The organism is Methylomonas sp. AM2-LC (assembly GCF_039904985.1).
Lineage (GTDB): Bacteria > Pseudomonadota > Gammaproteobacteria > Methylococcales > Methylomonadaceae > Methylomonas.
Genome location: NZ_CP157005.1, coordinates 2,027,172 through 2,048,206, shown reverse-complemented (window position 1 = coordinate 2,048,206; position 21,035 = coordinate 2,027,172). Strand labels below are relative to the sequence as shown.

Genomic DNA, 21,035 nt, shown 5'->3' with positions numbered 1-21,035 from the left:
TCTATTTCGGAAAAACATTCATTGATGCCTTAAATCAGTGTTGCCTTTACTGGGTGGTGGTTGACTACAAGCGTTGTAATACAGTTTACAACTATTACCCCATATGAAAACCAGCATTTTTTTAGGCTTTGACTCTAAACATTAAAACTAACCTGACCCCTATATATTGTTTATAACCTGACCCCTATATATTGTTTCGGAAAAACATTCATTGATGCCTTAAATCTGCATTACCTTTATTTGACGGTAATTTACTTCAAGCGGTGCAATACAGTTGACACCTAATGCACCCTAAAAACTAGCACTCTTTTAAGTGCCCTTTATGGCTTTGACTCTAAGTATTAAAACTAACCTGACACCTATTTGTATAGATTTTTTATATTAAAAATTGAATCCAACATTTGTAATCTGCCGATCAGGAGTTCGCCCCCCCTCACTAGCTCCATATTAAAGAAGGCCTTAGGTGTGAATCTAAGGCCTTTTTTATTGCCTTTAGCTAAAGCAACTTATTTCTAAAACGCCAACCGGCACACTAAATATTTGACCAAATACTGACTTGATAAATTAGTGTTGCGTCAAACCCATCTATTTCGGAAAAACATTCATTGATGTCTTAAATCAGTGTTGCCTTTACTGGGTGGTGGTTGACTTCAAGCGTTGTAATACAGTTTACAACTATTACCCCATATGAAAACCAGCATTTTTTTAGGCTTTGACTCTAAACATTAAAACTAACCTGACCCCTATATAGAAAGGATATCTATGCATCACACAGGATTGAGGTAATTATTGAGGGCGTTGAAATGGAACAACAGAGTGAATTTCTCGTATCTAACGATTGCCTTTTCTATTTATGTTAACTGATCGGCATATTTTAGGTTTCGCCCTAAGGGGATATTGTTCGATCTATGATATTGTGCATGTTTAATAAGCTAACAAAAATTGCAAAATGTTCCGATGAAGCGCCTTTTTCCACAATGGTCTAAATTAAGTTTTCTGCTCAGGGCACTGATAGTTTTTTGTTTATGTATGAGTTCGTTTAAAGCTCTGGCCAATATCACCTATATCAGCGAGTCTAGCGGTTATAACGGCGCATTACCAACCGATGGATCACCTGGGGCTTTGGTCATTAACAAACCTCCAGGAACAGTGGCAGGCCAAACTTTAATAGCCTCAATTGTTGCTCGTCCATACACTGTAACTTATACAGCTCCCCCTGGCTGGACGCTGATGACCAGTACCCAGCAACCCAATGGAGGTACTTCAACCGCACCAGGAGGTATAACCTTATTAACTTATTACAATATTGTCGGCATTAACGATCCAAACAGTTATACCTGGACATTCTCTAATTCACATTTATCAGGAGGAACAGCCGTAGGTGGCTTTCTGGCCTTTTCTGGCGTAGATACTACCGCCAGCCCAATTAATGTCTGGAGTGCGCAATTAAACCCAAGCTCTATGACGCAATCGACGGCTTCTATTACCACTACCGTGGCTAATAGCATGATCATTTCATCACTTACTTATCTATCGGCTTCCAGTTTTGGCACCCCAACGGGGATTAGTGGTATGGTAGGAAGACTTGATCAATCTGCCCCGTTAGCTGCCAATGCAGTCGGCACTACCATTCAAATGGCTACCGCTACTAAAGCTAATGCCGGAGCAACGGGTTCCGCCACGGCAGTTGCAACCGGGGATTCCAGCTTTGCTGATTATGGCGTTGGGCAATTAATGGCACTAACGCCTTCGCAGGTTGATACTGCGGTTACTATAACGCGAAGCGGTAACTTAATTGCGGGTAGTAGTGCCAGCTATACGCTGAATGTATCCAACTTTGGATTAAAATCTGAACCGGGGCCATTAACCATTGTTGACACCTTATCCAGCTCGTTAAGTTATGCTGCTTATTCGGGCTCTGGTTGGAGTTGCAGTGCTTCAGGAAAAACGGTGATCTGTACACGCACGGGGGCAATAGCGTCTGGTGGGTCAGCGTCCGCACTAGTCCTTTATGTCAATGTGTCGAGCAGTGCGGCGGGTACTGTTACTAATACCGCTACAGTCTCTGGCACGGGAGGCGACCAAAATACGGTCAATAATACTGCCATTGACAGCTATCAATTTCCTTCAGAAATTTATGCTTACTATGCCATGGAAGAAAGCACTTGGGGCAACATACAGGACTACAGTGGTAATGGTCGTTCTGCGTCAGCATTAGGCACGGCCACCCCTACTGCTGGAGCTATTCCTAACTCTCCTTACTCTGCAATTACGGGTAATCCGGGCACTTGTGGGGCTGGGCAAGTGCCAGCCGGTACTACTGCAATGGGTGTAAACACCGGCATTGATGTAAATAGTTTAGGCAATACCGGTACTATCGCTTTCTGGTATACCGATAATGAAAACTGGAATAATGGCAAAAATCGCATTTTATTTGATGCGTCTAACCTGGTGGGCAGCTATTCAAATCATTTTTTCCTGGCTAAAAATAATGTTGGTGCTTTGGTATTCTCTATTTCGGATACTGCCTATACCGTTTCTACTGCCACATCGCCCAGTTATAATTTTTCTGCCAATACTTGGCATTATATTGCCGTAACCTGGGATTTAAGTGTTAATCAAACTGCTATTTATCTTGATGGCAACACTCTGCCTATTGCCACTTCCACGAGCGTACTCAATGGTAGTTTAGGGGACATGGCAACGCTGTATGTGGGAGCGCAACGTATGTCCGGCATCACAGGTTCTGTTTCTGCTTATACCAGTAATACCGCGAATGGCGATATTGACGAACTGCGCTTATATCAGGGCGCTTTGTCGGCCACTGAGTTGTCTTCTCTGGAAACTCAAACACATGCGTGCGTGTCGGTAGTGGCTAATCTGCCACCACCCTATGCCTTTAATTGCATAGAAACTGGTCAGGATGCGTTAAGCGGACATCTTTATACTAAATTGATTAATACAGCGTTTGCTTTTGATGTGGTGGCGTTGAACGATGCCAATAATGATGGGGTTGCCGATAGCGTAGATAATAATTATGCTTCCAATGGCAGCAAAGCGGTCACCTTAGAGCTGGTAGATGGTACGGGTAATGCCAGTTGTGCCCAACGTACGGCTATATCGCCAGCGGTTAATCAGACGCTTATTTTTTCCCAGGTTGGACAATTAACCGCTCAAGGTAGATTACGTAGCGCCTTGATGAGTGTGACAGCTGCCTATCCTAATCTAATGTGTCGGGTTACTGATGCTAATCAGACTCCAAATGTTGTGGGTTGCTCTACGGATAGATTTTCGGTACGCCCGGTGAGTTTTACCGTGACGGGAAGTGTCAATGCCGATGCAACAGGGGTGAGTACCACTGCCACACCCACCATCAAAGCCGGTAGCCAGTTTTCGCTGACCGCCAGCACTTCGGCAACCGGTTATAACGCAGTACCACTAATAGATAACAGTAAAATAACCGCTCATACTGGTGCAACACAAGCGGGTACTCTTTCGGGTAGTTTTAGTGCAGCTACTGCAAATTCGGGTACTGCAACAGGAGCTGCATTTTCCTATTCGGAAGTTGGATATTTCAGCTTCGCCGCCGATGGCGTTTATGATAGTACCTTTACTGCTGTGGATGCTAATGTGGGTGATTGTACCAATGATTTTTCTACCTTGGCTGTGAACAATCAGTTCGGTTGCAATTTTGGAAATACGACTGCAAGTAATTTTTTCGGTCGTTTTATTCCTGACCATCTGGATGTGAGCTTAAACACACCGCAACTGACACCCGCCTGTAGCACCTTTACTTATATGGGTCAACCTGTCAAATTTGCAACAAACCCGATAGCAACAGTGTCCGCTAAAAATAGTGCCGGGTCGGTTACACAAAATTATACAGGCAGTTATTTCAAAATTAATACGAGTAACATTTCTAATGCCACTTATAACGATATCAGTCAAAGCGTTAGTGTACTAAATGGCTATAATCTCGCTATTGCTGATTTAGGCCAAACGTTGGGTGGCACCAACTTTGGATTGGGAACTCTGACGTTTTCAGATACTAGTTACAATGCTTTGGCGATCACACGTCCAAGCAACCCCATAGCACAATACAATGCCAATATTGCCCTAAGTTTTAATTTATTGGATATTGATAATGTAGCAGTAGCCAATATTAACGGTACAAGCATCAATAACTCTACATCAAAAATAAGCTTTGGGGCTAACACGTTGGGAAATGGCATCAGTTTTACGGGTGGCAATAACGCGATGTTGTGGGGACGTTTAGCTATGGGCAATGCACATGGTTCAGAATTATCGCCTTTAGTTATTCCTGTATCTGCTCAGTATTTTAATGGCATTAATTTTGTAGCTAACAGCATGGATAATTGTACTAGCCTTAGTTTAAGCAACCAGATTTACCTTAGTAATGGAACCAGCAATGGTGGCGCTTACCAATCAGCAACCACTGCAATAAGCTTGGGCACGGGCAGTACTAATGCATCTTTACTGGGAAGCACTTTGCTTTCAGGTAGCGGAGGTATTAGCTTTAGTGCTCCCGGTGCCGGAAATACGGGGGCAATCAGCGTGCAAAGTAATATTTCCAATAGTTTGCCATGGTTACTTTACCCTTGGAATCAAAGTAACTCGCAAAATGCATTATCACCCTCTGCCCTGGTAACCTTTGGTGTATATCAGGGAAATTCAAAAGTAATTTATTTTCGGGAAGTTTATTAATACGACAAGTACTAACTTTAGGGATACTCTAAAATCTGTCTAAGGGTACCGAATTTTTACCCCGTACATGCTTTGGAGGCACTATACGATGGTGATGAAATGCAAAACCAACGCCATTAACTATAGTAACCAACTATTGTCCATTTATATAATTCATTGTTATTATAAAAACCACACTTGAAATCACATTGACTCCATTAATTCTCATTGTAAAACGCCGTTATTGCAAAACAAAGAAAAGGAAACCGGTTGAATTTTAATTTAATTTAACACTAACCTTTTAAATGGACTGATCGGGAAACCGAGTATGGCGGTAAAGTGGATCAACACGATTATCAGCTTTAGTTGGCTATCAATGACATTGATCACACCAAAACGAAAGCGATGTCACCACAAACCAGTGGTACCGGCAAACTCTTCCATAAAATGATTTTGCCAGAGTTTTACCGGGTTACTTTCCGCAAAAAAATCTGCTGGTTATATATACATTTTAACTAGATACGCTTTACTTGACGGTTAAATCATATGTTCGTCATCGAACGGACACTCTACACATTTTGCTGTAGATTCAAAGCTAAGCATAAGTCTATTCTTAATCTTACCCGATTACCTATAAGCCTCGCCCCTGTCATCAAATAGAAGTAACCGACAAACTTGAAGTGATGACCATCCAGGATTTTGCAACGAGGCATTCCAGCAAAATTGGAATGGCTGACCACCCCTCTGTTGATATGTGCTGAAGCTTATGGGTAATCAGGCGATAGTAAGTGGACGTTATTTTAATAATATCATTCATAAAAATCTAATTTAGATACTTTTTAAAGAAAAATAAAAGTACATATGCTTAATCAAGCAATACAAATTTAACTATACAAAACAACTTACGAAACCATCACCGAGTATTACTATTATGAAAACTAAAACAAACACACCTAAAATATTTCATAACCCAAATCAGGCCTTTAAAATGATATGGGTTGCAGGCATCATAGGTATTGGTATCAGTACGATTATCAATCCTACATGGGCTGAAAGCTCAAACCCAGTCAATCAAAACTCTAAAATCGAAACAGAAAAAAAACTAGCTGATGGGAATGGCAATTTACCCACATTTTCCCAAGCTGATAGCAATGGGGACCACTATGTTACTAAAGATGAATTGCAAAATCACCCCTCTTTATTGCAGCTATTTGACAAAGTAGACGCTGGTCATAACGGCAAACTCGAACAGCACGAATATCAAAATCTGGAAATGGAGACCAAACGGGAAGGGGAAGTTAAGTAGCAAGTTTAGTACGAAATCTGCAAATAAAGGCATAGCGCCCTACCCTTTAGGCGCTTGTATTTATTTAAATACTTCCTGATTCCCCATACGTTTCAACCCATGTAAACGTCTAGGCAGTACCAATCGTTTTATTTGAAACACGTTCTTAGAGGAGTTTTAACATGCGTAATTTAGTTACTGGATTAATTTTAATCATGACTTTGCCTATGGTTTGTAAGGCCGAAGAAGCACCAAAGCCAAGCGAAGCCTTCACCACCTGTTTACGTGCTACTGAGCGCTTCGAGCAGCAGGAAGCCGCCAATGGGACTAGCAAAACGTCTGCGGCACCGCTGTCTGCTTCGTGCAAGACAGAGTTGAAACCAGCATCGTATTGGCTTTGCATGGACAAGGAATCCATTGCGAAAGTCGATTTTAATGTCGCCCATAGCCATTGTGCGAAATAAACTGAACCAATAAATTATTTTATTTGTTTTCTCGATTGAGATTCTATCAGTAACCTGCGAGAAAAACATATAGTCGCTAAGCGAGCGACAGATAATAAGCGCTTAGCAATCAATCAGTCTGTATTTTTTACGTCGGATCGGCTAGTCCGTTCATGGTTCGACTAGGCTCACCACGAACGGACTAGCCGATGGTGTGCATATTGAGTTTTGTCAGCGGCTTAAGTGATCTGTATCGAAAATTTTACAACAGATTTGTAATTGTTTGCAGAATGCAATCAGCAAACATGCAGGAGTCGATATATGAATTGTTTAATGACTTTTTTCATCAAAAAATTCCTATTATGTTCGATGACGAACAGAGTCTGTTTAATTCTGAATGTATTGTAAAAGATGAGCGATGAAACACATCAGTCTCATTCATAATTAAATTAACTATCAGGAGAAATAACATGAATAAAGACCAATTAAAAGGCCGGGTAGAAGAATCTAAAGGTAAAGTCAAAGAGGTTGTCGGTAAGTTATTCGGTGATAACGAAATGAAAGCAGAAGGTAATGTCCAAATAAATACGGGTAAACTTCAGGCTGTATTTGGTGATATTAAGCATACTATTAAAAATAATCTTGACGATTAATCAGTCGAATTTTGCGACGCGGTTCAGGCTAAACAGAATAGGCTAACCTGTTGCAATAAAATTATTCGATTAACAAAATTAGGTTAGAACCTAAAATGACTATAAAACTAATGGGTTAATATATTTAACACCTTGAAGTTTTATTAAATAAACTAATTATTGTTGAATTTATCTATCATTCAGCAGTCTTTTATGGAGCAGCACAAATGATTCAAACTATTGCAATCATCTTAATTATTCTCTGGGCTCTCGGTTTGGTTTCCGCGTACAGCCTGGGTGGATTCATTCATGTATTATTAGTCATCGCTCTTATTATGCTTTTGGTAGGATTTATTCAGGGTAGACGAATATCATAGCAAGCTCTGCGTTAGTTTGCACCAGCCAAAAATTCGTAACTATATGGATTAGATTTATATTACCAAGATAATCAACAGAGATACTTTTGAATAAGACGAGAACTCGCGCATAGCGGCTTAATCGTAATAATTCATGTCTCCTTCATTTATACAGAGCGCTCTGAGTATCGACGGTATTAACCGAGGCGACTTCAGTTAATCAAATATTACACTATTGGAGTTTTATTATGCATAACATTGAATTACTTAACAAATTTCTGAAAGATGAATTATCAGCAACAGAAACGTATCAACAGGCTTTGGATAAACTAAAGGAAAATGCCGATCTTGGCAATTCTGAATATTTATCCCCTATTTTTTATGAACATAAAGAGGCAGTCTCCAGTATACAAGCGCTAATAAATCAATTGGGAGGAACACCTTCCGAAGACTCCGGCGTATGGGGTAGTTGGGCACAAATAGTGGTAGACGGCGCCAAATTACTGGGTAATAGTGCGACACTAAAAGTCTTGCAAGAAGGTGAAAAAAATGGGGCCGATGATTATGAAAAAGCGCTTTTGGATACAGAGTTATCTGTTGATATTCGCACTTTGATTGAAAGCAAATTATTGGTTTCCAATCAAGCCAATATACGTACTTTAGATCAACTTTTAGACACGGCGAAAGCGGCATAAGCCTTAAAACCGTATAGTATGTCAATTTGTTAGAAACCCTAAGGCATACTGTTAGGGTTTCTATCCATTTCTACAGCTATAATTCAACTTTTTCAAGAGGTGCCCATTTATCATCGGCACCAACATTGTTCGCATTTTTCATGGTTGAGTGCTATTTAGCCATTGACACCCGAGGTAGACGCATTAACACGCTTAACGTATTTCTTATCTGCTAAATCGCTGTCTTTTACTCAGACTTTATTTGCGCAACTACCATTATCTTCAAGTGTGTAACTTGCCATATGCCGACAACTTGCCGCACAGTCACGGCATGCCTTGACACATTCATCCATACCACCAATTTTTTCGCAACTCAGCGCACAGGCTTCACAGATTTCAGCACAAACTTCGCAAATACGCTGATGAAATACAGAGTTACCCAGTTGGGAGTTAGCCGAGGCTTGGCAAATTTCGGCACAGCTCATCATTAGACGGAAATGTTCTGCCTCTACATGCTTACCGCCAGTATTTAGGCAGTGACCCAAAGCAGTTTGTAAACAAACCTGATGGCAATGGCTACAAGCTTCTATACAAGATTGCATACAATGTTTATTGTGATCCAAATGGTTCATGAAATTCCCCAGTATATTAATTAAGTTTGATAAAAAATTGATAAATTTACTGAGCAACAATCAAGATTTAAATTAATACTCAAGTATGGAACGTAACGCTATAAGCATTCTAGTTATAAATTCCGTGCCAATCGGTACGGTATCCTACATAGGTAAGGATGCCGAGCGTAGCTCACACATTTCTCCAGTGGAGGTGTCGGTTTTTAGCATCTTAGATGTTTGGGAATTTAGATTGGATGCAGTAACACGCCAGATAATATTGCCTACATCATCGGCAACCAGTAATGCGATTTGCCGATCAAGCATAGCAACGCCCACAGGTCTGCCGAAAGCTTCATCATCGGTACTTACAAAACCAGTCAGTACCTCAAGCGGATCGCCTATGGGTTTACCGTTACTAAATGGAATGAATATGACCCGATAACCGCTGCGTGGCTTGCGGTTCCACGACCCATGTTGACCGATGAAAACGCCATTTAGATAAGGTGTAGGCCAAGCACTGTTGTTGGAATAAGCGAGTCCGAGTGAGGCTGTGTGTGGTCCGAGTGCATAATCAGGCATAATGGCTTTGGCGACCAAATCGGGACGCTGTGCTTGGATACGCTCATCCACCTGTTGGCCAAAATAACTGTATGGCCAACCATAAAAGCCACCGTCAACGACCGTAGTCAGATAATCCGGCACCAGATCGCTACCCAGTTCATCGCGTTCGTTAACTACTGTCCAAAGCGTTACGCCATCCGCCCCCCAAGCTAAACCATTTGGATTGCGTAAACCCGTGGCATAAACACGGTGAGTTTTTTGTTTTAGATCAAATTCCCAAATAGACGCTCGCCCGTCCTCTTGCGAAATACCGTTCTCGGCGACATTACTATTCGACCCTACCGTTACATACAGGCGCGAACCCTCCTTGTTGCTAAGCAAATTTTTTGTCCAGTGATGATTAATAAGGCCAGCGGGTAAATCCAGCACCTTAATTCCGGTTGCATCAATATGGGGTTGGCCTGGTATATAGGGATATTTGATAATTGCATCCGTGTTAGCCACGTAGAAGTCATTACCCACCAGCGCCATACCAAACGGTGAGTTAAGCCCTTCGATAAACACTGACCGCGTTTCAGCGACTCCGTCGCTATCAATATCGCGAAGTAGTGTAATGCGATTAGCGCTAGCAACACCCGCACCTGCTTTTTTCATCACCCACTTCATGATCCAACCCTTAATGCCGGTTCCATCCTCCGGTTTCGGTGGAGCATTGGTTTCGGCCACTAATACATCGCCGTTGGGTAGCACATAAAGCCAACGCGGATGATCAAGTTCACCCGCAAATTTGTTTACTGTCAGTCCTGCTGCTGCCAAGGGTTTTCCATCAACAGGCCAACCCTTGGCGGTGGCAATATTAATAGTTGAAATTAATGTTGGGTTAGGTGGAGGCAATTGCGGGTGTGGGCCAACGCCGGAAGAAACCGGTAATTGTGCAACGTCACCACAGGCCGTTATTGCTATCCCGACCAAGGCGACTAACAATGAGTTTGTTGGATACATGATCATAAATCTCGATTAAGGTGGAAGACGGTCAACTTGGCGAGACCCTCATCGAACGTCTGAGCTAGAGCTACCGAGCCAAAAGCAGTAAAAAATAATTTATCCGCTATATCAGTCTCAGTCTGTACGGAATCGTACATTGCATAGTTGGACAACCCAGCAGTTGACCATATTAATTACCCCATTAAATACCTATGAATGTCTTTTAAATATATCTAGAGGCGTAAACTAAGTCTGTACGTCATCACCTATATATGTGTGATGACGTACAGACTTAGTTTAGTGCATCCAGTATCTTAAATAAGCGCTTAGCAATAATTCAGTCTGTGTTTTTTACGTCGGATCGGTTAGTCCGTTCATGGTTCGACTTGGCTCACCAAGAACGGACTAGTCGATGTAGTGCATACTGAGTTTTTGTAAGTAGCTTATAGCCGACATGGATGCTAGGGATTATCTTGAATCTTGAGGAGGGCTACTATGCCAACACGCTTATCGTTAGCTATGTTTACCTTAACGCTATGAAGGCAAAATCAAAATGGGAAGCGCTTTGATTTTTGTCCGTACAACTGACAATGATGAACGGACTAAAGCGAAAGACATTTTCATGCATGCTAAAGCAGAGGATATTCACTCAACAGAGGCATCTACCCTAGCGGCTTAAACATCTTTGATTCAATACGAAGCACGAAAATTACGCAATTATAGGCTTTGATCACCATGCCACTCTAGAACTACTGATTGCAGGACTTCGATTTTCTGTCAGTAGACTACCCCATCAATTACAAAACACCACCAGGTAAAAAAATGAATACCTCTACAAACGAAACTTCCATTGATAATGAATCGGTTCTATTGGACATTAAGAGCTTGCGCAAGCATGCCCGCCATAATATCGAGAACGGTGCTGTTACAAAAGGCTACTCAGCAGACCGAAAAGAAGTCATCAGGCTTTTAAATGAAGCACTTGCCACTGAATTAATCTGTGTTCTACGTTACAAACGTCATTACTTTATGGCAAAGGGAATACATTCCGAACCGGTAAAAAACGAGTTTCTGGCACACGCCAATGAAGAAATGCTCCATGCAGATCGTTTGGCAAAACGCATTGTCCAATTGGGCGGTGAACCCAATTTTTCTCCAGACGGATTGAGCGAGCGTAGCCACGCTGAATACATCGAGGGTGATACGCTTAAAGCGATGATCAAGGAAGATCTTATTGCCGAAAGGATAGCTATCGAAAGTTACCAGAAAATAATAGCCTATATGGCTGAGCATGATTCTACGACACAGATTATGCTCAAGGATATACTGGCCAGTGAGGAAGAACATGCGGACGATCTTGCCTCGCTTTTAGAAGGCATATAAACCTAAAGCGCATGGGGGGACGAAACTGTGCGCTTTTCGGTTACAAGCTTGCTGGTTTTATTTTAGGCGGTTTTCTATAAACTTAATGAAAAACATTAGGTTACGTCGGCTTATGAGCGATAAAGGCAGTGTATTGCTTGGTATATCCTTAATACGGTAGTATTCATCTTCTCTCTAACCAGATATACCTGACACCGGCAACACTGATCTCGATTTGATGTTCTGTTTGCCGTTGAGCGGATTACTAAACTTGACCTAAGTTCGGTGTTTGTAGTGAAAAGTTGATCACGCGATTTTCAATTTCCATTAGGTTACCTGATTACTCACAAGCTTCAGCTAAACAGTCATACCAACAGGAATCGGGCATACGTAAGCTTCGAAGCTGGGTTTCGCTATCGCACTTTTCAAGTCATTTTTATTCAACCCAGCCTACACCCTGGATCCTGGTAGGTTCATGCCGGAATTACAGTTTCGATGGCTAATAATTGAAGTTGCTAAAGATTATAGGTAATCAGGTTAGGTTATGCTGATATAGGAAACTTTATTATTTTGATTAAACCCGCTAATAACATCGTGCTTGTTTCTATAGCAATTGAATTTGTCGATTTGTACCATTGCCGCGCCTTATAAGTACGCCTGATAGCTGTTGGTGCCAAGATTGATGTCTAGATTAGCGTCAAAATGACCTGAACCTTACTCCATGTTATGCTACCTGAACATGATAGGGTCATTTTCCCAACCGTTTTTTACCTTAAGAGGAATCCACAATGAGAGAAAGAATCGTGATGCGTACCGGAGAAGCTTTGGTTGCTGGTGGGCCTCCTGGTACCGCCGCAGAACCTGAGGTGATTATTGGCGAACTGGATGGGCCTGTGGGTACGGCAATTGCTTCGCTGACCGGCGGTCAAGTCAAAGGCCACACTCGGGTTTTTGCCATATTAAATACCGATATACAGGTTAGGCCGGTGACGTTAATGGTGAGTAAGGTTACCGTTAATAGTACCCGCTACACCAATATTCTGATGGGTACTGTGCAAGCCGCCATTGCCAATGGGGTTTTGGATGCCGTTCGGGCGGGTGACATTCCAAAAGAAAAGGCCAACGATTTGGGCATTATTGTCTCGGTTTGGCTTAATCCAAGCGTGACCACAGACGATAACCTGGACCATAAAATCCTTTTTGATATTCACCGTAAAGCCATGGCAACAGCCATCCACAAAGCAATGAATAACCAGCCTGATATCGATTGGTTATTGGAAAATCAAGAGACAATTACTCACAAGTATTTCCAAATGGGCTTGGACGGTAAAATCTAAAGTGTTGGGATACGCTGAAATGATGCGGATGGAATGGTCACACTTGTTATTCTTAAAGCGATGGTGTCAAACAGGATTGATTCAGCATTAATTATAATATTGATGGCATTGAACTGTATTGATGCGCCGCCCGTTGGTTAGCACATCGTACAGTCCTTTTGCTATCCGCTTCTTTCAGGCTGGCCTCGCGACTTGCCCTTTGCAGATTTGCTACGGTTGTCGTTACTATCTGCGGTTATCTCCTTTCAGATAACATGTTTTAGCTCATGATGGACACACCTTAATGCGCTACCGCCTACGACAAACTGATGGCAAGCGGTGATATGCGGTTGGCAGCTATTGCACCGACACAATACGACTTATGGCCTTGCTATAATTTATTGTCCACCCTTTCATATCCAGGACAGAACTTCTGGCAGTTTGCGTGAGACGAGGGGCGTTTCAGTAGCGGGAAAACCTACAATAATGGGGGCAATGGCAGTCATTTCTGCAGTAATTCCCAGTTCTTTTTTCCATGCGGGGGTGTTTAAGGCGGTTACGGCTAAGCCGATTACGCAACTGCCAAGCCCGCTGGCGCAGGCAGACAGCATCAGGTTTTGTGCGGCCAGCCAACAGTCTGCGGCAGCAAACTCACCCATCGGTTTTTCACAAATGACGATCAAGGTGGTGGCATTGTAAAAGACATTAAATGCCGGTGCTATGAATTGATCCGCGCCCTGTGTTAGCTCGTGTGGATGTATGGGATCGCCGCCACTAGACAGAAGTTGTTTCACGTCATCCGACAAGCGGTTCAACAGACTCTTGTTTTGAATAACGACAAACACCCATGGCTCTTCATGCATAGCGGTGGGGGCATGCACAGCTGCATTAAGCAGTTGATGGATTGATGCCTCATCGACTTTTTTGCTGGTGTAATCACGGACTGAGTGGCGTGAATTAATGATCTCTGTGATATTCATTTGCTATACCTTAAAGTTTAAAATTTGCAGCGCAAGTTGTCACATATGTTTGAATATTATGTTGACTCAGCATAACGTTGTAAAAGCGGTTAGTCTGTGCGTTAAATAACTTTGTGGTATTGGGGATGGTAAGCGAGAGGAGTAGGTCAATTTGTGCATCGGGCGATAGATGTGCCTGACGGCGGCATCCCTATTTGTCGATTTTTTTTGCTTAAACTTACGATTTAAGGCATTGTCCTTAGGTTTGATTTAAAAAATTTTGGGCGAAAAAAAAACCACCCGAAGGTGGTTTTTTTATGGAACTGTGGGTTTACTCTTAAACAGCTTTGTTGGCATTGCTGTTTCTGCTTAATCCTAAAAAGCCCACTATGCCGGTTAAGAACATCCAAGTGGAGCTAGACAGAGGAACAGCATTCACTGTCCCTGGGCTAGTTAGTGGATAGGTGGGTTCTAAAAACAAAGTGCCACCCACTGTGCTATTGCTATTTTCTGAATGACCAGTGAAAACCAATTCATAGCTATCAGTACTATTAAGTAAGATGCCGCCAAGACTGGCTGAGTAGCTAGTTTGTGTGTAGGTATCAGAAGCGTTTATAGGGCTAACTTTAGTAACAGTGTTACTGGTGAGATGGGCTGCGGTGCTTTTATTTGAGGTAATATCCAATAAGTAGACATTAGTCAAGGAAGCGCCATTGGTTAAAAATGATAAACCACCCGTACCCAGTGTATCAACCGAATTGCCGGTAAATGAAAAAAGCGCGTCACTAGCAACATTAAAAGAATAATAGTCTGTAAAGTTACCAGCTGTGAGATTGAAAATGTTAAAGCTATCTCCTTCTGTAGGAGATGGAACACTCAAAATACTTGCATTTGCCTGAGGTAAGTATATAGCAGCAGATAACGCTAATATAACACCCAAATATCCGTTTTTTTGCTTAACGTTCATACCGATTCCAAAAAAAAAAAATGTAACCACGATCATATTAATGATCATACACATACGTTCAGAATAAATTGCGAATTGCTAGCGGTCTATTGTACTAATGTACAATTTATCTTTTTTGATTAGACCTTAGGCAGCTCAACTCAATATTTACGACCAAATTTTCATTGGCGCAGACTTATTACAGTCATAAGTCTATTAAATTCTACGTGATATGACGAAGATATGTCAAATTGACTTTGTGTCGAAGCAAGCATTTTATTTGCAAACACGCTGCAAAATAATGTAGCAGTGTGCCGAATTTGTGCTATGCAAGGGATGGGTTTAGACGGTACTTTGTTATAAATAAACTTATTTATTAAACACATACATATAACTACGCACAAGCCATAACCCAACCTATCAGTTTTGTAAACGTTTACAGACTCGATTGTTGGGTTACGCTGTGTTGAATGAATTCCGCCTATATAACTGGCAATATATTGGTAATAAATAGTATACGGGGGTTAACTTAGCTTAGCTTAAGCGCAACTTTTCGCCTAACTATTTAGCCATCGGCATGATATTTCTCTAACCAATACGCATAAGGAGCTGGCAATAGCCAAGCAGGACGTTCTACATTCAGTTTTAAAGCTGCCTGATAGGGCCAATGCGGATTTGCAAGATGGGCGCGGCCCACCATAACTAGATCAAGCTCAGCATTTTCAATGGTTTTCTGAGCCACTTCTGGGGCATCAATTCCCCAGGCGGCGGCAACGGGCAAGCCAGCCTCACGACGAATGCGTCCGGCAATGGGGGCAAGAAACGCTGGCGCCCATGGAATAACAGCGGTGGGTGTCGAAAACCCAATGCTGACGCTTAACAGATCCAACCCGGTTTGTTTAAATGCTTTTACCAGTTGAATTGATTCTGCTAGCGTTTGCTCGTCGTTTCCATCGTATTCTATAACACCGAAACGTGCCGTCAACGGCAAATGCTCTGGCCAAACCTGACGTACTTCTGCAAGGGTTTCCAGCAGAAATCGACTGCGGTTTTCAAAGCTGCCACCATAGGCATCATCGCGCTGATTGGCGTAAGTCGAAAAAAAACTCTGGCCTAGGTAACCGTGCGCAAAGTGTAGTTCCAGCCATTCAAAACCTGCATCAACAGCCCTTTTGGCGGCTAACACAAAATCCTTTTGCACACGTTTAATGTCATCCAAGCTCATGGCCTTGGGACATTTCGGCAGATTTGCACCAAAAGGAATGGCTGAGGGCGACAAGGTTTCCCAGCCGCGTGTGTCGCCGTCTGGAATGTGATCATCCCCTTCCCAAGGCCGGTTGGCGCTGGCCTTGCGTCCGGCGTGGGCAATCTGAATACCCGGAACAGCGCCAGCTGCCTTTATATCGGCGACCACGACGGCAAATGCCTCGGCTTGCTGATCGTTCCAGATACCTGTACATCCGGGCGTAATACGGCCCTCAGGAGAAACGGCGGTTGCTTCAACAATGACCAGCCCTGCTCCGCCTCTGGCTAATCCGGCATAGTGAGCATAATGCCAATCGTTGATCAGGCCATCGACAGCGGAATACTGACACATTGGAGGAACCGCGATGCGGTTGCGCAATTTAATATCTTTGATGACAAGGGGTTGGAATAACGCTGACATTATTTCGCCTTAAAATTTAATGGAGATTAGTGCTGATGCTTTGAAAAGCAGCAGCATTTCTAAATATTAAATCATGCAGTGTAGTAGGTAGTTATCTATTGCGCAAAAAAAGAACCGATCCGCAATGTTAGTGCAACAGAATATAAAACGAAATTTTATCAATCATAATTGACACTAGCATGACAGTTCTTTATTTGATTACCCACAAGCCTCAGTTGGTAGGATGGGTAGAGAGCCATTCAACTCATACAGATTTATGCTGCAAGCTAATACTGAGCAATGACCATCCAGTAAAAATCAGGTTAATGCCTAACAATAAACCCGGCACCCATAATGCTGTTCCCGGCCAACCGGCCCATACAATAATCAGCATCAACAACGAGGCTATACCGCTAAAAATCAACCAACCCCAACTCGCCAGCGGCCGAAACATTAACGCCAAATAAATTTTTGCCATGCCATCCATAGCAAAATACAAGCCTAGCAAAACAGCTAAGGTCATACGTCCATCCAGGGGATCGGTCACGAAAAAATAACCGATGATAATTTGTATAATAGCGGAAAAAATCCATAAGCGCGCGCCCGGCAAATGACTGGTAGTAAAGACTCTAACCATTTGCAGTATGCCGCTGATTATCAACAGCCAACCTAAAAACAGGATGATGCCTAAGGTAAACACATTAGGCACAATAATCGCAGCGCTTCCCATGATGATTAAAAACACCCCTTCCACAAACAACCATTTCCAATGTTGTTGCAGATAACCGCGTATTTTTAGTTGAATCTGGTTTATTTCGCTACTTACATTAAATTCTGCATTAATATTCATAAGTCTTCTTAATATCGTAATTTGAAATAACCAGCACCTTTATTGGGCTACCCAAAATGGCACTGCAACCGATAACAGTACACTTAACTGCCAGCGCACTCTCTTAGGTTTAACAACATAGGTGAATGGCTAACAGATGTCCGTGCTTTAACGAACATAGGGTGCTGCGCTACAGCCTGTTACGCGCCTAATTGGTAGAAATAAGCCTTGGGCGGTTAAATCCGCTATTTCTAGGATAATGCCAAATTGCTCACAGTTATAGGCTCATATACCCCCTAGACTACCCACACCACGACATAGCCATACAGTAAACAACCAAGGTAATAACATGCCGAAACAACATTTATTATATTTTGCACTCGCAGGGCTAACGATGGGATCGGCTGCCACCGCTGGCAGTATCAGCCAAGCAGATGTCACTCGCTATCTGGAACAGTCCACCTGGGGGCCAACCTCGGATGCGGTTACGGCCTGCCAAAAACTGGGCAGCATCGACAAGTGCCTGGCGGCAGAATTTAAAATCCCAGCCACCCTTTACAGAGTGCCAGCGGAAATGCCGCCAAGTTCTGGCCTGGGTTGCCCAAAAGGTAGCCCGGCCACCTGTCCTCGCGACCACTATTCTCAGTATCCCAATCAGGTGGAGTTTTTTAAACACGCTTTAACCGGCCACGACCAATTGCGGCAAAGGGTTGCTTATGCGCTTCATCAAATATTAGTGGTATCTGGGGTTAAAATTCCTCAGCCCGGCTATTACGCACCCTATCTGAACGTACTGTTGGACGACGCCTTTGGCAATTTCCGTCAGTTATTGGAGAATATAACCCTTAATCCAGCCATGGGTCACTATCTGGACATGGTGAACAACGACAAGCCATCCGCTAATGGCAAAACCAGCCCCAACGAAAATTATGCCCGCGAGGTGCTACAACTGTTTTCTATTGGTCTAAACTGGCTGAATGACGACGGTTCCATCCTATTGGATAAACAAAACCAGCCTATCCCCACTTATGATCAGGATAGCATTGAGGGCTTTGCGCATGTATTCACTGGCTGGACTTTTGCTAACCGCAATTCAAGCAGTGCCAGCCATTTCCCCAACCCGGTTAATTACGCCGACCCAATGGCACTGTATCGCGATAGCAAGGGGCAGGATATCCACCATGACAAATCCGTCAAAACCTTACTTAGCCTAACGCCGGGGGGTATGGTAACCACCCTGCCCGCCAATCAGGATGCTGAATTAGACCTGAAGGATGCGTTGGACAACATCTTCAATCACCCCAATGTTGGCCCCTATATTGGTAAGCAATTAATACAGCATCTGGTGACAAGCAATCCTAGTCCTGATTATGTTTCCCGTGTCACTCAGGCTTTCAATACAGGAAAAAGCCATGGCTTTGGGTCGGGTAAGCGCGGCGATATGCAGGCAGTTATCGCCGCTATTTTACTAGACCCATCGGCGAGAGGATCGGCACCCGCTAGCGCTAATTTTGGTCACCTGCGGGAACCCGTACAATTCGTGGTTAACACCTTGAAGACTTTAAACGCGCATAGTGATGGCTTTCTCAATCCGTATACCCATATTATGGGGCAAGACCTGTTTTACCCGGCAACCGTGTTCAACTACTATCCGCATCAATACCAGGCTCCCGGTACAGTGCTACAAGGACCGGAATTTGGCATTGATTCCTCGACCAACGCCTTGGCGCATGAAAATTTTGTTAATGAACTGGTGTTCGGCAAAATACAACCCGACAAAACCAGCAGCGGCAGTGGCTTTGACCTGACGCCTTTGAGCAAGCTGGCCGTCAATCCCACCGAGTTGGTTGCCCAGCTTAATCGACAATTTATGCATGGAGCAATGTCAGCCTATATGCAATCCGAACTTTTGACCGCCATTAACCATGTGCCTGCCAAAGAGACCAAACTACGCGCGCAAACTGCGTTGTATCTGGTGCTAGCGTCTGGACAATATCAAATACAGAGGTAACCAGGATGAACCACTCCCGTCGAAATTTTTTGAAAACCAGTGGTTGCGCCTTAAGTGCTGGCCTTTTGCTGCCCAGCTTCAGTACCTGGGGATCGACAATTGCCTCTGGCGTTTCTGGCACATCCAGTTATCAGGCCATGGTGTGCATTTTTTTATATGGCGGTAACGATGGCAATAATATGGTTATTCCTTATGACAGATACGCCGATTATAATCGCATCAGGGGTACGTCCGCGCAATTGAACATTCCGCAAAGCAGTCTGCTAAAAATTCAGGCCGCCAGCCAGGGTAACCAGACTTTTGGTTTGCACCCCAATATGCCGGAACTGCAAAATCTCTATCATGCCGGTAATTTGGCAGTACTTTGCAACACGGGTCCGCTGATAGAGCCCATCACGCGCACTCAATATTTGGACAAAATTGGCCTACCCGATCAGCTTTACTCGCACGCAGACCAGCAAAGGGAATGGCAATCCGCCACCACTTATTCCGACGATCCGTTGGCTGCCACAGGCTGGGGTGGGCGTAGCGCCGATGATTTGGCCGACACTGCCCTCAGTAGCGGCTTGCCGATCATGCTTACTTTCGCTGGAAACGACACTTTCACGCAAGGGGTGAAAACCCATCCATTCGCACCGGGCAACCACTTGGCGGGTTTTCCAAATCCAATGTCGGGCAGTTCCCGCTATCAGGCCTTGCACAACATTCTTAACGAAAGCGGCACACCTACCCTAACCGCTGCTGCCAACAAACTGTTAAGCACTGCGATTAACTATAGCCTTATTTACAATAACGCGATGACGCCGGAACCCACATTGAAAACAGTGTTCCCAAAAACGGATCTTGGCAACCAACTGCTGTCGGTGGCAAAAACCATTGCCGAGCGTAAAACTCTGGCTGGACAGAAGCAAATATTTTTCGTCTCTCTGGGTGGTTTCGACACCCACACGGGCCAATTAGCCACTCAAGCCCGTTTATTGCAGGAAGTCAGCCAGGCTATGCATGCCTTTTATCAGGCAACCGTGGAATTAAGCGTAGCCAACGAAGTGGTTGCTTTTACCATGTCCGACTTTGCACGTACCTTACAACCCAACACAGACGGTGGCAGTGACCACGCCTGGGGGAACCATCACCTGATAATGGGCGGCTCAGTTAAGGGTGGTGATTTCTACGGAAAATTCCCCACCTTAAAACTCGGCGGCACAGACGATACCAGCAGCGAAGGACGCTGGATACCGTCTACGTCGGTGGATCAGTACGCCGCGACGCTGACGGCTTGGTTTGGTCTTAACAACGCGCAACTGCTGGCTAACTTTCCTAACCTACGTAATTTCTCCATACAAAACCTGGATTTTATGCATCCGGTTTAGACTGGTCGTATAGAGCGCGGCGGGCGATTATTTCCCGCCGTCTCCTGGTTTTCTAAAAATTGATTGGTATAACTACTAATTGTTAAACACGTGTTTAGCCTATAACCTACTAGTTTATGAGGTAAATCTAATAAGGTTGCATCCTTTTTGGGTTTTTATATTACAACTGGATTAACAACATGTTATATGCTTTGGCTTTGGCTTTGGCTTTGGCTTTGGCTTTGGCTTTGGCTTTGGCTTTACTGTACCAGCAGTCTGACAGTGATCGCCTAATTGACCAACATAATATGCGGCAAGGTATTAATCTCGCCCTACAACGATCTGCATGACATACAGACCAGCAC

17 protein-coding genes and 1 pseudogene are annotated in these 21,035 nt (G+C 43.5%); 12 read left to right on the top strand and 6 right to left on the bottom strand.

Translation table 11 applies throughout. The annotated features are described in order from the left end of the window. Window positions 1-1,029 precede the first annotated feature (1,029 nt). The 7 genes and pseudogenes from ABH008_RS09330 to ABH008_RS09300 all read left to right on the top strand — a co-directional run bounded on the left by ABH008_RS09330 (window position 1,030) and on the right by ABH008_RS09300 (window position 8,115). A complete protein-coding gene (locus ABH008_RS09330) occupies window positions 1,030-4,725 on the top strand; it encodes a DUF6701 domain-containing protein (RefSeq protein WP_347989582.1) in 3,696 nt (1,231 codons plus the stop codon). A gap of 288 nt (window positions 4,726-5,013) precedes the next feature. Continuing rightward, window positions 5,014-5,196: pseudogene (locus ABH008_RS09325) on the top strand (IS481 family transposase); the annotation flags it as partial. Between the two features lie 439 nt (window positions 5,197-5,635). Then, entirely contained in the window at window positions 5,636-6,010 is a 375-nt protein-coding gene (locus ABH008_RS09320) for an EF-hand domain-containing protein (protein WP_347989581.1), read from the top strand. Between the two features lie 161 nt (window positions 6,011-6,171). Continuing rightward, window positions 6,172-6,453, top strand: coding sequence for a hypothetical protein (locus ABH008_RS09315; protein ID WP_347989580.1), 282 nt, complete (start codon window positions 6,172-6,174; stop codon window positions 6,451-6,453). Window positions 6,454-6,902: 449 nt separating this feature from the next. Further along, a complete protein-coding gene (locus ABH008_RS09310) occupies window positions 6,903-7,085 on the top strand; it encodes a CsbD family protein (RefSeq protein WP_347989579.1) in 183 nt (60 codons plus the stop codon). Window positions 7,086-7,291: 206 nt separating this feature from the next. Further along, window positions 7,292-7,441 (top strand): lmo0937 family membrane protein, encoded by a 150-nt coding sequence (locus ABH008_RS09305; protein ID WP_347989578.1) that lies wholly within the window; start codon window positions 7,292-7,294, stop codon window positions 7,439-7,441. 227 nt (window positions 7,442-7,668) lie between these two features. After that, the gene (locus tag ABH008_RS09300) at window positions 7,669-8,115 is read left to right on the top strand and encodes a DUF2383 domain-containing protein (protein WP_347989577.1); all 447 of its coding nucleotides are present in this window, start codon (window positions 7,669-7,671) and stop codon (window positions 8,113-8,115) included. 230 nt (window positions 8,116-8,345) lie between these two features. Here the strand turns inward: ABH008_RS09300 and ABH008_RS09295 are convergent, their stop codons facing one another. Together ABH008_RS09295 and ABH008_RS09290 are read right to left on the bottom strand one after the other, a co-directional pair. Continuing rightward, window positions 8,346-8,726, bottom strand: a complete 381-nt coding sequence (locus tag ABH008_RS09295) for a four-helix bundle copper-binding protein (protein WP_347989576.1) — start codon at window positions 8,724-8,726, stop codon at window positions 8,346-8,348. A gap of 144 nt (window positions 8,727-8,870) precedes the next feature. Beyond that, on the bottom strand, window positions 8,871-10,271 hold the full coding sequence (locus tag ABH008_RS09290; RefSeq protein ID WP_347989575.1) for a sorbosone dehydrogenase family protein: 1,401 nt from the start codon (window positions 10,269-10,271) through the stop codon (window positions 8,871-8,873). Window positions 10,272-11,075: 804 nt separating this feature from the next. On the opposite strand from ABH008_RS09290, the gene ABH008_RS09285 reads away from it, so the two are divergent. Continuing rightward, window positions 11,076-11,636 (top strand): ferritin-like domain-containing protein, encoded by a 561-nt coding sequence (locus tag ABH008_RS09285; protein ID WP_347989574.1) that lies wholly within the window; start codon window positions 11,076-11,078, stop codon window positions 11,634-11,636. A gap of 767 nt (window positions 11,637-12,403) precedes the next feature. Beyond that, window positions 12,404-12,952, top strand: a complete 549-nt coding sequence (fae, locus tag ABH008_RS09280; protein ID WP_347989573.1) for a formaldehyde-activating enzyme — start codon at window positions 12,404-12,406, stop codon at window positions 12,950-12,952. Window positions 12,953-13,344: 392 nt separating this feature from the next. Here the strand turns inward: fae and ABH008_RS09275 are convergent, their stop codons facing one another. The 4 genes from ABH008_RS09275 to ABH008_RS09260 form a co-directional block, all read right to left on the bottom strand. After that, window positions 13,345-13,911 (bottom strand): nitroreductase family protein, encoded by a 567-nt coding sequence (locus ABH008_RS09275; RefSeq protein ID WP_347989572.1) that lies wholly within the window; start codon window positions 13,909-13,911, stop codon window positions 13,345-13,347. Between the two features lie 316 nt (window positions 13,912-14,227). After that, on the bottom strand, window positions 14,228-14,905 hold the full coding sequence (locus ABH008_RS09270) for a hypothetical protein (RefSeq protein ID WP_347989571.1): 678 nt from the start codon (window positions 14,903-14,905) through the stop codon (window positions 14,228-14,230). 496 nt (window positions 14,906-15,401) lie between these two features. After that, complete coding sequence (locus tag ABH008_RS09265; RefSeq protein ID WP_347989570.1) at window positions 15,402-16,502, bottom strand: NADH:flavin oxidoreductase/NADH oxidase; 1,101 nt, start codon at window positions 16,500-16,502, stop codon at window positions 15,402-15,404. A gap of 244 nt (window positions 16,503-16,746) precedes the next feature. Continuing rightward, window positions 16,747-17,331, bottom strand: a complete 585-nt coding sequence (locus tag ABH008_RS09260) for a DUF308 domain-containing protein (RefSeq protein ID WP_347989569.1) — start codon at window positions 17,329-17,331, stop codon at window positions 16,747-16,749. 328 nt (window positions 17,332-17,659) lie between these two features. Here ABH008_RS09260 and ABH008_RS09255 point away from each other — a divergent pair, with 328 nt between their 5' ends. The 3 genes from ABH008_RS09255 (at window position 17,660) to ABH008_RS09245 (ending at window position 21,020) form a co-directional block, all read left to right on the top strand. Then, window positions 17,660-19,321, top strand: coding sequence for a DUF1800 domain-containing protein (locus ABH008_RS09255; protein WP_347989568.1), 1,662 nt, complete (start codon window positions 17,660-17,662; stop codon window positions 19,319-19,321). 5 nt (window positions 19,322-19,326) lie between these two features. Further along, the gene (locus ABH008_RS09250; RefSeq protein WP_347989567.1) at window positions 19,327-20,691 is read left to right on the top strand and encodes a DUF1501 domain-containing protein; all 1,365 of its coding nucleotides are present in this window, start codon (window positions 19,327-19,329) and stop codon (window positions 20,689-20,691) included. 179 nt (window positions 20,692-20,870) lie between these two features. Then, a complete protein-coding gene (locus tag ABH008_RS09245) occupies window positions 20,871-21,020 on the top strand; it encodes a hypothetical protein (protein WP_347989566.1) in 150 nt (49 codons plus the stop codon). The last annotated feature ends 15 nt before the right edge of the window (window positions 21,021-21,035 follow it).

Excerpts from the sequence above, each read along its gene's own strand:
- ABH008_RS09330 (WP_347989582.1), top strand. The coding sequence starts at position 1,030 with ATGAGTTCGTTTAAAGCTCTGGCCAATATCACCTATATCAGCGAGTCT.
- ABH008_RS09320 (WP_347989581.1), top strand. The coding sequence starts at position 5,636 with ATGAAAACTAAAACAAACACACCTAAAATATTTCATAACCCAAATCAG.
- ABH008_RS09315 (WP_347989580.1), top strand. The coding sequence starts at position 6,172 with ATGCGTAATTTAGTTACTGGATTAATTTTAATCATGACTTTGCCTATG.
- ABH008_RS09310 (WP_347989579.1), top strand. The coding sequence starts at position 6,903 with ATGAATAAAGACCAATTAAAAGGCCGGGTAGAAGAATCTAAAGGTAAA.
- ABH008_RS09305 (WP_347989578.1), top strand. The coding sequence starts at position 7,292 with ATGATTCAAACTATTGCAATCATCTTAATTATTCTCTGGGCTCTCGGT.
- ABH008_RS09300 (WP_347989577.1), top strand. The coding sequence starts at position 7,669 with ATGCATAACATTGAATTACTTAACAAATTTCTGAAAGATGAATTATCA.
- ABH008_RS09295 (WP_347989576.1), bottom strand. The coding sequence starts at position 8,726 with ATGAACCATTTGGATCACAATAAACATTGTATGCAATCTTGTATAGAA.
- ABH008_RS09290 (WP_347989575.1), bottom strand. The coding sequence starts at position 10,271 with ATGTATCCAACAAACTCATTGTTAGTCGCCTTGGTCGGGATAGCAATA.
- ABH008_RS09285 (WP_347989574.1), top strand. The coding sequence starts at position 11,076 with ATGAATACCTCTACAAACGAAACTTCCATTGATAATGAATCGGTTCTA.
- fae (WP_347989573.1), top strand. The coding sequence starts at position 12,404 with ATGAGAGAAAGAATCGTGATGCGTACCGGAGAAGCTTTGGTTGCTGGT.
- ABH008_RS09275 (WP_347989572.1), bottom strand. The coding sequence starts at position 13,911 with ATGAATATCACAGAGATCATTAATTCACGCCACTCAGTCCGTGATTAC.
- ABH008_RS09270 (WP_347989571.1), bottom strand. The coding sequence starts at position 14,905 with ATGATCATTAATATGATCGTGGTTACATTTTTTTTTTTTGGAATCGGT.
- ABH008_RS09265 (WP_347989570.1), bottom strand. The coding sequence starts at position 16,502 with ATGTCAGCGTTATTCCAACCCCTTGTCATCAAAGATATTAAATTGCGC.
- ABH008_RS09260 (WP_347989569.1), bottom strand. The coding sequence starts at position 17,331 with ATGAATATTAATGCAGAATTTAATGTAAGTAGCGAAATAAACCAGATT.
- ABH008_RS09255 (WP_347989568.1), top strand. The coding sequence starts at position 17,660 with ATGCCGAAACAACATTTATTATATTTTGCACTCGCAGGGCTAACGATG.
- ABH008_RS09250 (WP_347989567.1), top strand. The coding sequence starts at position 19,327 with ATGAACCACTCCCGTCGAAATTTTTTGAAAACCAGTGGTTGCGCCTTA.
- ABH008_RS09245 (WP_347989566.1), top strand. The coding sequence starts at position 20,871 with ATGTTATATGCTTTGGCTTTGGCTTTGGCTTTGGCTTTGGCTTTGGCT.